This is a genomic window from Roseateles sp. GW821-FHT09B06, assembly GCF_059418245.1.
The window spans coordinates 23,806-36,322 of the sequence record NZ_JBWKPM010000006.1 but is presented as its reverse complement, the minus strand read 5'-3'; the positions used below and the strand labels follow the sequence as shown (position 1 = coordinate 36,322).

Here is a 12,517-nt window from a genome sequence, read left to right as displayed (position 1 = left end):
GCCCTTTCAGCGCCGCCGCCATCATGAGCTCCACCCACCGCATCGCCCCCAGCATCCTGTCCGCCGATTTCGCCCGCCTGGGCGAGGAGGTGCGCGACGTGCTGGCCGCCGGCGCCGACTGGATCCACTTCGACGTGATGGACAACCATTACGTGCCCAACCTGACCTTCGGCCCGATGGTGTGCGAGGCGCTGAAGAAGCATGCGGTCAAGCCCGACGGCACGCCGGCGCCGATCGACGTGCACCTGATGGTGCAGCCGGTCGACGCCCTGGCCCAGGCCTTCGTGCGTGCCGGCGCCGACCTGGTGAGCTTCCACCCCGAGGCCAGCGCCCATGTGGACCGCACCTTGCAGCTGATCAAGGCCGAGGGCGCCCAGGCCGGCCTGGTGTTCAACCCGGCCACGCCGCTGGACGTGCTGGAGTGGGTGATCGACAAGGTCGACCTGGTGCTGATCATGAGCGTCAACCCGGGCTTCGGCGGCCAGAGCTTCATCCCCGCCGCGCTGAAGAAGCTGCAGCAGGCGCGCCGGATCATCGAGGCGAGCGGGCGCGACATCCGCCTGGAGATCGACGGCGGCGTCAAGGTCGACAACATCCGCAGCATCGCCGATGCCGGCGCCGACACCTTCGTGGCCGGCTCGGCCATCTTCGGCAAGCCCGACTACAAGAGCGTGATCGACGCGATGCGCGCCGAACTGGCACGCTAGAGCCGCCATGCGCGTCACGCTGGGCCGCTTCCTGCTCGGCGATTGGGCCGTCGATCCGGGCAGCAACAGCCTGAGCCGGGGCGCGGAGCGCCGCCAGGTCGAGCCGCGCGCGATGCAGGTGCTGGAAGCGCTGAGCCGGCGACCCGGCGAGGTGCTGAGCGCCGAGCAGCTGCTGGCCGAATGCTGGCCCGAGACGCCGGCCGGCGACAACCCGGTGCACAAGACCGTGGCCCAGCTGCGCCGCGTGCTGGACGACAGCGCCAGCGCGCCGCGCTATATCGAGACCATCCGCAAGCGCGGCTACCGGGTGCTGGCGCCGGTGCGTTCGACCGACGGCGCCGCACCGCTGGCGCGCGATGGCGGCTGGCGCGGCGGCTCGCCGTTCCGCGGCCTGCGCTCTTTCGACGCCGCCCATGCTGCGGTGTTCTTCGGCCGCGAGCAGGCCCTGCAGCAGTTGCTGCAGACGGTGCGTTGCCAATGGCAGCAGCGCCGTGCCTTCACCCTGCTGCTGGGCCCCAGCGGCTCGGGCAAGACCTCGCTGGTGCTGGCCGGCCTGGCGCCCGCGCTGCAGGCGCTGTCGACCACCAGCCTGGACCTGGGCGACCTTGGTGCACACCTGCCGCTGGCCGCGCTGGGCGCGGCGCTGCTGGACTGGGAGATCGGCGGCGAGGCCAGGCCGGTGTTCCCGGGCGCCAGCGCCGAAGCGCTGGCGCACAGCCTGATGCTGACGCCCGCGGCCGTGCTGACCGAGATCGCGGCGGCGCGGGCCGGCCGGTCGGGCGAGGGCGTGCCGCTGCTGCTGTTCGTCGACCGGCTGGAGGCGCTGTTTGTCGCGCCGCATGTCGATGCCTTCGCGCGCCGGCTCTTCCTCGACGCGCTGCAGGCCCTGGCCGACAGCGGCGACGTGAGCGTGATCGCGGCCTGCCGCAACGATTTCTATCCGCGCCTGTCCGAGCATGCGCTGCTGATGCGCGACAAGGCCCTGGGCGGGCATTTCGACCTGGCGCCGCCGACGCGCGCCGAAATCGCGCAGATGATCCGGCTGCCGGCGCGGGCCGCCGGCCTGAGCTTCGGCATCGATGCCGAGACCCGCACGCGGCTGGACGACCAGCTCTGCGACGACGCCGCGGCCAGCCCCGATGCGCTGCCCCTGCTGCAGTACACGCTGGAGGAGCTGTACCGGCGGCGTGGTCCACATGACGAGCTGCGCTTCGAGTCCTACCGCGAGCTGGGCGGTCTGGAGGGGGCGATCGGGCGGCGCGCCGAGGGCGAGATCGCCGCGCTGCAGCCGATCCAGCAGGCCGCGCTGCCCCAGGTGCTGGCCTTGCTGGTGATGCTGCCCGACGAGGGCCAGGGCACGACCGGTCGGCGCGCGCTGTGGGACGAGCTGGCCGGCCCGGCCGAGCGCGAGCTGGTGCAGGCCCTGGTGGACGCGCGCCTGCTGGTCAGCGACCTGGGCGAGGGCGAGCAGGCCGGCTTTCGCGTCGCGCACGAGGCGATCCTGCGGCGCTGGCCGCGCGTCACCGAGTGGATCGCTGCGCATCAGCAGGCGCTGCAGCTGCGCAGCCGGCTGCGTCAGCAGGTCGAGCGCTGGCAGGCCGAGGGGCGGGCGGCCGAGTACCTGCTGCCCAAGGGCAAGCAGCTGGTCGAGGCCGGTGAGCTGCTCGAGCGCGGCGCGTTCGGCTTCAACGAGACGGAGCGCGCCTATGTGCGGGCCTCGCAGGCGCGTGCGGCGCGCGGCGGACGCCTGCGCGTGGCCGCGATCGGCGCCCTGGCCCTGTTGGCCGTGCTCAGCGCTGGCCAGGCCTGGCGGGCGCAGCGTGCCGAGGATCTGGCGCGGCAGCGCAGCGCGCAGGCCGACGATCTGCTGGGCTATATGCTCGGTGATTTCGCCGACAAGCTGCGGCCCATCGGCCGCCTCGGCCTGCTCGACAGTGTGGGCAGCAAGGCCTTGGAGCATCTGGCTGCGGGCGGCGGCGAAACGGATGCCGGCGCGCGACTGCAGCGCGCCAAGGCCCTGACGGTGATCGGGGAGGTGCGCGTCTCCAAGCGCGAGCTGGACGCGGCCGTGGCGCCGCTGGAGGCGGCGCGCAGCTTGCTGGAGCCGCCCCTGCCCGATGCGGGGTTGACGGCCGCGTGGCGCAAGGCGCAGGGGACGGCGGACTTCTGGCTGGGGCATGTCCATTACACCCAGCGTCAGCTGGCATCGGCGCGCGTGGCGTTCGAGGCCTATCGGGTCCACGCGGCGCAATGGCTGGCCGCCGCGCCCGGCGAAGCGGAGCCCCTGATCGAACTGTCCTATGCGCAGAACAGCCTGGGCAGCGTGCTGCTCGACAGCGGGGATCTGACGGGGGCCGCCGAGCAGTTCCGGGCCTCGATCGAACTCAAGCGACGGGCGCAGCATGCAAGGCCCAAGGATCTGACGCTGCAGATGGACCTGGCGGACAGCCTGAGCTGGCTCGGAACGGTGTTCTTCTTTGGCGGCGAGTTCTCTTCGGCGCGCGATCTCTTTGCCGAGGGCGTCGCCCTGATCGGGGCCGCCCGCCACCAGTCCCCCGCGGACCTGGATTGGGTCTACCGTGAGGCGGCGATGCGGGTCTGGCTCGCAGAGGCGCTGCGCGATGTGGGGCAGACCGATGCTGCCCTCCGCCAGCTGCAGCTGGCGGGGAGCCAGCTTCGCGGGCTGTTGCAGCAGGAGCCCTCCAACCAGCGCTGGTCCTTCGAGCTGATCCGCATGGAGGTGGCGCAGGCCGATCTGGGCGCTGCAGCGGGGCACGGCGGGACCCCGCAGCAACTGATCGCCCGCCTGGACGCCTTGGACCGCGCGACCAATGCGAGCGGCGCGCTGCGACGCCTGCCGGTGCGCGCCCAGGCGCTGTGGTTGCGTGCGCAGGAACTGCAGGCCGGCAAGCAGGCCCAGCAGGCCCATGGCCTGCTGACCCAGCTGCTGAGCGCCTTGAATGAGGCAGGGCTCAAGCGGCCGGAGGATCTGAAACTGCGTGCCGCCGTGGCGCGGACGCTGTTGGAACTGTCCCGAAATCACCAGATCCGCCAGGAAATCGGCACCGCGAGAACGCAATGTCAGGCGGTAATTGAGAAAATCGGCGACTTGCGTTCGCTGCTAAGGGTTCACTTTCATATCACCAAGGCATGGGTCGAGGCATATTCCTGCCTGGATCGAGGTGCCGAGGTGGAGTTTGAAAGCGCCTGGCTGGCGCAGAAAACCGAACCCAAGACCCGATCCGTGAATCACTAACTTCATCGAAAGGGATGCAGCATGGCTACGAATACCTACTATGTCCAGGGCCAGTTGGACGCGAGCGGTGAGTTTGCGCTTTGCTCCTATTTTCTAGACAAGGCGGCGACGCAGCCCTATGCGGAGGCGGCGCTGCATATTCCCACGAATGCCGGTGGCTGTTTGATCGCCCAAGCCGACGGCTCCGAACTCGTGCTGCTGGGATCGGTCTACAAGACCCTGGGCCTGCCGCCCGCCCTGAACAACAGCAACTACAGCCCGTCCAATGACGAAGGAGTGACCGCCGTGCCCATGCCCATATTGGAGGTCGTGACCAAGGGCGTGGTGCTGCTGTTTGCCGATCGCGGCCAGGTGACGTCGCTCTACCCCAGCAGCGATCCCCAGGTGATCAACGACGAGGGCTGATCCCGCACGGTCGGCTCGGCCTACTTCGCCGTCATGAAAAAGCCCGCTCCGACGGGCTTTTCTCTATGTTATTGCGCTGATTGATCCCAATCTGCGCCCGACATGCATCCGCCGGCGCGACCGGATGCGCTCACAATGGCGCCCGGATCTCCTTGCCCGTCGCCACACGGCAGGCATCGCCAACCCGGGGTTCTCCGGGTTTTCCTTTGGTTTTCATCGATGCATGCTCCGGAAGGTTTCCGGAAGGCGACCGTTCCTGCTTCTTCCTACATTGACTCCATCCCAGGGCCAGGTCTCTGGGCCCGTGCCGGAGCTCGCTGCTCCGCCATCCAGTGGAACAAGGGAGAAAGCCAGATGCAGGAACAAATCGAGAACCCAACGACGGGGCGTGTTTTCCTGGTCACCGAGATACTGAAAAACCTGCGCGGCGAGAAACTGCAGAGCCAAGAGGAAATGGCTTTCGCCTGCAGCGACATGAAAATCCGCGTTTCGATTGCGTCGATCAAGCGTGCCGAGACGGGGAAGCCTGTCATATACCGGGTCGCCCGCGAGTTGGCCCGCTATTTTGAAGTGCCGGTCCAGACTTTGATACGGCACGATGGAAGTTCGGTGAAGGCGGGGCGGGATCAGAGAATATGATCCCAATTTGATGCCATTCACCGCTTGATTTCGGTCTCACACTGCCGCTTACTCAGGGAGCTGCGGAAACTTGCGAAGAAGCGCGGATCAAAGGGGCTGGGCCGCAGCAGCTCCTCCGTTTGAAGGCCCGGCGCGCTCGCGCGCCGGGCCTTTCTTTATCATCGCGGCGATGAACCTGCCCGGCCCCTCCATCCTCCTGGTCTGCACGGCCAATATCTGCCGCTCGCCGATGGCCGAGGCGGTGCTGAAAGCCCAGGGCCTGTTTGGCCGGGTGCAGTCGGCGGGCGTGCGCGCCGGGCCGCGCGGCGAGCCGGTCGATGCCCGGGCCGCCCGCGCGCTGGCCAAGCGCGGCTACGAGCTGGGGCGGCGCTGGCGCTCGCGGCCCCTGCCGAAGGATGAGCTCGGACGTTTCGACCTGGTGTTGGCGATGGAGCAGGACCATCTGCTCGCCCTGCGCGAGCTCTGTCCGGTCGAGCGGCACCCGCGCCTGCGTCTGTTCCTCGATGGCGTCCCCGGGCATGCCGGCGAGGAGGTGCCCGACCCCTATTTCGGCAGCGAGCAGGGCTTTGAGCATGTGCTGGACCTGCTGGAACTGGGCGCCGCCGCGCTGCGTCGGGCCGGCGAGCGGGGACTGTTGCTGCCGGCTTGAATCCGGGGAGCCACCGGCTACGCAAGGGCGGTGCCAGGCGATAAGCTGCGCCGATGCAGATTCGCACCAAGCTGGCGCTCCATCTGGCGGTGCAGATCGCCCTGGTGGCGGCATTAGGGCTGGCGCTGCTGCATCTGGCCGTCACCTACCGCGCGCTGGAGAACGCCCAGGCGCGGCGCCTGCAGGCCCACCAATTGGTGGGCGAGCTCTACCAGAGCAGCGATGCGCTGGGCCTGATGGCGCGGCTCTACGTGGTGCGCCACGATATCCGCTTCGCGCGCTACTACGAGGAAATCGTGCGCATTCGCGAGGGCGAGACCGCGCGACCTGCCGGCTTCGGCGCCGGCTACTGGGATCTGCGCCTGGCCGATGTTCAGGGCATGCTGCCGGCATCGTCCGGCCAGTCCATGGCGCTGCTGCGGCGCCTGCACGACGCGGGTTTCGCGGCGCAGGAGTTGGCCCTGCTGGAGGAGGCGCGGCGCGAGTCGCTGACGCTGATGGACACCGAGCGGCGCGCGATGGTGCTGGCCGGCACGCGTGGCGGATCGGCCATGCAGGAGGCCCTGGAACTGGTGCACGGCGAGGCCTATCTGCGTGCCCGTGCCGCCGTCATCCTGCCGATGCGGCGCATGCTCCAGGCGCTGGATCAACGTCTGGAGACCGAGCGTGCCGAGACCCAGGCGGGCGTGCAGCGGGCGGCCTACCTGGCCGGCGGCGCCTTGCTGCTGCTGACCCTGCAGGCGCTGGCGGCGGCCTGGCGCCTGGACCGCTCGGTGCGCCAGCCGCTGGCGGCGCTGCGCGTCTGGGCCCAGTCGGTGCGCGCCGGCCGGCACGACAGCCGGACCCGGCTGAAGGGTGACAACGAATTCGGCGAACTCTCGGCCGTGATCGATGAGATGGCCGAGTCGGTGGAGCGCAGCCTGGCCGGCTTGCGCGAGGAGGTGCAGCGGCGTACCCGCGCGGAAGAGGCGGTGCAGCACCTGGCCAACCATGATGCGCTGACCGGTCTGCCTTCGCTGCGCCTGCTGCATGACCGGCTGGACCGCGCGCTGGCGCGCGCCGAGCGCGACAGCGAGGGCCTGGCTCTGCTGTTCATCGACCTGAACGGCTTCAAGCCGGTCAACGACCTCTACGGGCATGAATCCGGCGACATGGTGCTGAAGGTGGTGGGTCAGCGCCTGGCCGGGGCGCTGCGCGATGCCGATACGGTGGGCCGGGTCGGCGGCGACGAGTTCGTGATCATCCTCGTCGGCGTAGCGAGTCGCGCGGCGGCCGAGCAGGTGCGCACGAAGCTGGACGTGCTGTTGCGCCAGCCCATCTACCTGCCGGTGCCCAAGGTGGTGGTGCAGATCTCGGCGGCGATGGGCATCGCCCTGTTTCCCGAGACGGCCAAGGACGCTGCCAGCCTGCTGCGCCTGGCCGATCAGGACATGTATGCGCAGAAGGCCGCCAGCAAGGCGGCCATGCCGCCACCGGTGCAGCTCTGAGCAGCGCTCAGTCCGCCGCGGCGTGACCCGTCATGCGCGTTGGCGCCACCGGCCTGGTGTCCGGCCCCTGGCCGCTGAAGCGGTCCAGCGCCAGATAGATCACCGGCGTGATGTAGAGCGTCACGGCCTGCGACAGGATCAGCCCGCCCACCACCGCCAGGCCCAGCGGCTGGCGCAACTCGGCGCCGGCGCCCAGGCCCAGCGCGATCGGCAGCGCACCCATCAGTGCGGCCAGCGTGGTCATCATGATCGGACGGAAGCGCAGGATGCAGGCCTCGCGGATCGCGGCCTGCGGCGTCATGGCGCCATTGCGCTGCGCATCGAGGGCGAAGTCGATCATCATGATCGCGTTTTTCTTGACGATGCCGATCAGCATCAGGATGCCGATGGTGGCGATGATGGTCAGTTCCATGCCGGCCAGCTGCAAGGTGAGCAGTGCGCCCACCGCGGCCGAGGGCAGGCCGGCCAGGATGGTCAGCGGATGGATATAGCTCTCGTAGAGCACGCCCAGCAGCACATAGATCACCGCAACGGCCAGGCCGATCAGCAAGAGCTGGCCGCCCTGCGAGTCCTGGAACACCGCGGCGTCGCCGCCGTAGCTGGTGATGATGCTGGACGGCAGCTTGATCTCGCGCGCATAGGCTTCCAGCCTGGCGGTGGCGTCGCCCAGCGGCACATCGGGCGCCAGGTTGAAGGCGATCGTGATCGCCTGCAGCTGGCCCTGGTGGTTGACCGCCGTGGGCCCCAGGCCGCGCTGCACGGTGGCGAAGGCCGAGAGCGGCACCTGCGCCCCGTTCAGGCCGCGCAGGTAGATCTTGCCGAAGGCGTCCTCGCTGAGGCGGTCGGCCTCGCTGGCCTCCATGATCACCTGGTAGGTGTTGCTCTCGGCATAGATGCTGGAGACCTGGCGGTCGCCAAAGGCGTTGTAGAGCGCGCTGCGCAGGTCCTGCATCTGCACGCCCAGCAGGGTGGCGCGCTCGCGGTCGATCACCAGATTGGCCTGCAGACCGCGCAGCTGGCTGTCGCTGGTGACGTCGCGGAACAGCGGATCGCCCCGCAGCTTCTCCTGCAGCCGTACGGCCCAGGTGTTGAGCTCGCCGGTGCTGACCGACTGCAAGGTGTACTGGTAGCGGCTCTTGCTCTGGCGCCCGCCCAGCTGCAGGTTCTGCACCGGGCGCAGATAGACCGCGATGCCCGGCACCTGGCGCAGCTTTTTGCGCAGGTTTTCCAGCACGGTCTTCATCGGCGGGCGTTCGGCGCGCGGTTTCAGGTTGATGAACATGCGGCCGGTGTTGCTGCTGCCGCCGCTGTTGCCGCCACCGACCGCGGCCGAGACGCTGGCCACCGCCGGGTCGTTCTGCACGATCGCGGCGACGCGCTCCTGCAGCACCGTCATCGCGGCGAAGGAGATGTCCTCCGCGGCCTCGGTGCTGGCCGAGATCTGGCCGATGTCCTCCTCGGGGAAGAAGCCCTTGGGAATCGTGATGTAGAGCCAGGCCGAGGCGGCGAACGTCAGCAGCGCGATGCCCGTCACCAGCCAGCGGCGCGCCAGCGCCCAGTCCAGGCTGGCCGCGTAGGCGTCCAGCAGGGCCTTGAAGCCGCGCTCGAAGATCCGGCCCAGCGCGTTCTCCCGCACCGCGTGGTGGGGCTTCAGGAAGCGGCTGCATAGCATCGGCACCAGGGTCAGCGAGACGCCGGCCGACACCAGGATGGACAGCGACACCACCACCGCGAACTCGTGGAACAAGAGGCCGATCACGCCGGGCATGAAGAAGATCGGGATCAGCACCGCGACCAGCGAGATCGAGATCGACAGGATCGTGAACGCCATCTCGCGCGCGCCGCGGATCGCCGCCTCGAACGGCGCCATGCCGTCCTCCACATGGCGGTGGATGTTCTCCAGCATCACGATCGCGTCGTCCACCACCAGGCCCACGGCCAGGGTGATGCCCAAGAGCGAGATATTGTCCAGGCTGTAGCCCAAAGCGTAGAGCAGGGTCAGCGCGCCGATCAGCGAGATCGGCAGCGACAGCGTGGGGATCAGGGTCGCCACCAGGCGGCGCAGGAACAGGAAGATCACCAGCACCACCAGGGCCACGGTCAGCGCCAGCGTGAAATAGACGTCGTGCAGCGATTCGCGGATCGACACCGAGCGGTCGTTCAGGGTGCTCATCTGCACCGAGTCCGGCAGCTGGGCCTTGAAGCGCGGCAGCATCGCCTTGACCGCGTCGACCACCTGCACCGTGTTGGCGTCGGGCTGGCGCTGCACGGCCAGCACGATCGAGCGCTCGCCGTTGAAGTTGGAGAAGGACTTGGCGGTCTCGTAGCTGTCCTGCACATCGGCCAGGTCGCGCAGGAACACCGGCGCGCCGTTGCGCGTCGCCACCACCACGGCGCCGAACTCGGCGGCGTTGCGCAGCTGCTTGTTGGCCTGGATGGTGAGGGTCTGGCGCGTGCCGTCCAGCACGCCCACCGGCGTGTTGGCATTGGCGCCGCGGATCGCCGTCTGCAGTTCCTCCAGCGTGATGTTGCGCTGGTTCAGTAGCTCTGTGCGCACCTTGATGCGCACCGCATAGCGCTTCTGGCCGAAGATAGAGACCTGGGCCACGCCGGTGATGGTCGACAAGCTGGGCGTGATCAGGTTCTCGGCAAAGTCGTTCAGCTCGGAGAGATTGATCGAGGGCGAGGTCAGCGCCACCAGCAGCACCGGTGCATCGGCCGGGTTGACCTTGCGGTAGCTGGGCGGCGTGGTCATCTCGGTGGGCAGGGCGCGCAGCGAGCGGAACAGCGCGGCCTGCACATCGACCGCGGCGGCATCGATGTCGCGCGAGGGGTCGAACTCCAGGGTCAGCGAGCTGGAGCCCAGCGTGTTGGTCGACGAGATCGTCAGCAGGCCGGCGATCGTCGAGAACTGCTTTTCCAGCGGCAGCGCCACCGAGGAGGCCATGGTCTCGGGGCTGGCGCCGGGCAGGCTGGCCTGCACATTGATGATGGGCGTGTTGTACGAGGGCAGGGCGGCCACCGGGATCTTGCCCCAGGCCGCCAGGCCGGCGATCACCAGCGCGATGTTCAGCAGCACGGTCATCACCGGCCGCCGGATGAACAGTTCGGTGAGGTTCATGGCGCGGAAGCTCCCGAGGCGGCGCGGCGCGGCGCGGCAGCGGCCGCCGGATTGATGGCCGCCGGCTGCGCGCGCACCGCGTTGCCAGGACGCAGATTCTGCTTGCCGTCCAGCACCACGGTGGCGTCGGGGTCAATGCCTTCCACCACGGCCAGCTCGCCGAAGGGGTAGCGCAGCTGCACGGTCTTCAGCTGCGCCTTGCCCTCGGCGTCGACGATATAGACCGAGCGCTCGGTGCCGCGCAGGATGATCGCGGCCTGCGGCACGACCACCGCGCTCTTGATGTCGCGCAGGGTCATGCGCAGGCGCACATACTGGCCCGGCCACAGGGTCTGGCCCTTGTTGTCGAATTCGGCCTTCAGCTTGATGGTGCCGGTGCTGGCGTCGACGCTGTTGTCGATGAAGGTGACGCGGCCGCGCTGCGCCGCGGCGTTGCGCCGGCCGTCGGTCGCCAGCACCTCGGCGCTCAGGGCCTCGCCGGCGCGGCTGGCCGAGAGCAGGGCGTTCAGCTGGGTCTCGGGCACCGTGAAGCCGACGCCGATCGGGTCGATCTGGGCGATGCTGACCAGGGGCAGGGCCGTGGCATTGGCCTGCACCAGGCTGCCCGGGTAGACATTGACGGCACCGGCCCGGCCGGCGAAGGGCGCGCGGATCTCGTTGTAGCTCAGCGCCACCTGGGCCGCCTGCAGCGCGGCCTCGTCGGACTGGACCAGGGCGCGGGCGCTCTCGACATTGGCGAGCGCCGTGTCCACCGCGTTCTGCGCGATGAAGCTCTGCGCCAGCAACTCCTGGGCGCGGCGGTACTGGCGCTCCAGATCGGCCAGGGTGGCACGGTCGCGCGCGGCCTGGGCGCGCGCCTTCTCCAGATTGGCACGGTCGGCGCGGTCGTCGAAGCGGAACAGCGGCTGGCCCTTTCTGACCGTGTCGCCGTCCTTGATCAGCACCTCGCGCACCGTGCTGGTGGTCTGGGCGCGCAGGTCCACCAGATTCAACGCGGTCACGGTGCCGCTGGCCTCGACGATCACCGGCACATCGCGCTGCTGGGCCTTGATCACGCCGACCGCCTGGGTGCCGCCGCCGGGAGCGGCGGCCGCGGCCGGCCCTGTCGGGGCCTCGGCGCTCCTCGAGGCCCGACCCTTCCACCACCACCCGCCGGCTGCCAGCAGGGCGATCAGGATCAAGATCAGGACGAGGGGCTTGCGACGCATGCGGGGGCTTTCGGACGTACGGACGTGTTTGTGCCTCCGGGACCGGAGGCCGCTCAGCAGCTTAAGCCCGTGCGTGGAAGCTTTTGTTGCGCTTCGGTTAAGCGTTTTCCAGGGCGTGCGATCCGCCTCGCTTGGACTACAGCGCCCGTGCGAGCCGCGCCCCGGCGCGCGCGTTGTGCTTCACCAGCGCGATATTGGTGGCCAGGCTGCGCCCCCCGGTCAGCGCCTTGATGCGGGCCAGCAGATAGGGCGTGACCGCCTTGCCGGCGATGCCCTGCGCAGCCGCCTCCTGCAGCGCCTGTTCGGTGATCGCGTCGATCTCGGCGCGTGCCATGGCCTCCTGCACGGGCACCGGGTTCGAGATCACGACGCCGCCATCCAGACCCAGCGCCCATTTGGTGTTCAGGAAGCGGGCCTGCTCGGCGGGATCATCGATGCGGTAATCGGCCTTGAAGCCGGAGTCCGGCGTGTAGAAGGCGGCGAAGTTGTCCTGGCCGATCGAGAGGACCGGCACGCCATGGGTCTCCAGGTATTCCAGGGTCAGGCCGATGTCGAGGATGGACTTGGCACCGGCGCAGACCACGGCCACCGAGCTGCGGGCCAGCTCCTGCAGGTCGGCGGAGATGTCGAACGAGGTCGTGGCGCCGCGATGCACGCCGCCGATGCCGCCGGTCACGAAGACGCGGATGCCGGCCAGCGCCGCGCAGATCATCGTCGCGGCCACCGTGGTGGCGCCGATCCTGCCGGTCGCCAGCACATAGGGCAGGTCGCGCCGGCTGACCTTCAGGGCCTCGGGCGAGCGGCCCAGCTGTTCGAGCTCCTCGCCTGAGAGACCGATGCGGATCTTGCCGCCGAGGACGGCGATCGTCGCCGGCACTGCGCCGCCGTCGCGGATGATCTGCTCCACCTCGCGCGCCGTCTGCACGTTCTGCGGGTAGGGCATGCCGTGCGAGATGATGGTGGACTCCAGCGCGACCACGGGCAGGCCGGCCGCGCGGGCGGCGGCCACCTCGGCCGAATACTCGATGAAGGCTTGCATGCGGAG

Annotated in this window: 9 protein-coding genes; 6 read left to right on the top strand and 3 right to left on the bottom strand. The window is 69.2% G+C overall.

Going from position 1 to position 12,517, the window contains the following annotated elements; all coding sequences use genetic code 11:
- Positions 1–23 precede the first annotated feature (23 nt).
- From rpe to AC07OQ_RS07220, 6 genes are all read left to right on the top strand, one after another.
- Positions 24–707 carry a ribulose-phosphate 3-epimerase gene (rpe, locus tag AC07OQ_RS07245; protein ID WP_495052430.1) on the top strand — a complete coding sequence of 228 codons (684 nt, stop codon included), beginning with the start codon at positions 24–26 and terminating at the stop codon, positions 705–707.
- Between the two features lie 7 nt (positions 708–714).
- Complete coding sequence (locus tag AC07OQ_RS07240; RefSeq protein WP_495052429.1) at positions 715–3,963, top strand: nSTAND1 domain-containing NTPase; 3,249 nt, start codon at positions 715–717, stop codon at positions 3,961–3,963.
- A 21-nt stretch (positions 3,964–3,984) separates the two neighbouring features.
- Positions 3,985–4,368, top strand: coding sequence for a hypothetical protein (locus AC07OQ_RS07235; RefSeq protein ID WP_495052428.1), 384 nt, complete (start codon positions 3,985–3,987; stop codon positions 4,366–4,368).
- A gap of 354 nt (positions 4,369–4,722) precedes the next feature.
- Positions 4,723–5,007, top strand: a complete 285-nt coding sequence (locus tag AC07OQ_RS07230) for a hypothetical protein (RefSeq protein WP_495052427.1) — start codon at positions 4,723–4,725, stop codon at positions 5,005–5,007.
- Positions 5,008–5,176: 169 nt separating this feature from the next.
- Positions 5,177–5,656: a low molecular weight protein-tyrosine-phosphatase gene (locus AC07OQ_RS07225; protein ID WP_495052426.1), complete on the top strand. Its 480-nt coding sequence runs from the start codon at positions 5,177–5,179 to the stop codon at positions 5,654–5,656.
- 53 nt (positions 5,657–5,709) lie between these two features.
- A complete protein-coding gene (locus tag AC07OQ_RS07220; RefSeq protein WP_495052425.1) occupies positions 5,710–7,143 on the top strand; it encodes a diguanylate cyclase domain-containing protein in 1,434 nt (477 codons plus the stop codon).
- Between the two features lie 7 nt (positions 7,144–7,150).
- Here AC07OQ_RS07220 and AC07OQ_RS07215 read toward each other — a convergent pair whose 3' ends face one another.
- The 3 genes from AC07OQ_RS07215 to AC07OQ_RS07205 all read right to left on the bottom strand — a co-directional run bounded on the left by AC07OQ_RS07215 (position 7,151) and on the right by AC07OQ_RS07205 (position 12,511).
- Positions 7,151–10,264 carry an efflux RND transporter permease subunit gene (locus AC07OQ_RS07215; RefSeq protein ID WP_495052424.1) on the bottom strand — a complete coding sequence of 1,038 codons (3,114 nt, stop codon included), beginning with the start codon at positions 10,262–10,264 and terminating at the stop codon, positions 7,151–7,153.
- A complete protein-coding gene (locus AC07OQ_RS07210) occupies positions 10,261–11,472 on the bottom strand; it encodes an efflux RND transporter periplasmic adaptor subunit (RefSeq protein ID WP_495052423.1) in 1,212 nt (403 codons plus the stop codon). The genes AC07OQ_RS07215 and AC07OQ_RS07210 overlap by 4 nt, the downstream gene beginning before the upstream one ends.
- A gap of 136 nt (positions 11,473–11,608) precedes the next feature.
- Complete coding sequence (locus tag AC07OQ_RS07205) at positions 11,609–12,511, bottom strand: pseudouridine-5'-phosphate glycosidase (protein WP_495052422.1); 903 nt, start codon at positions 12,509–12,511, stop codon at positions 11,609–11,611.
- Positions 12,512–12,517: the final 6 nt, after the last annotated feature.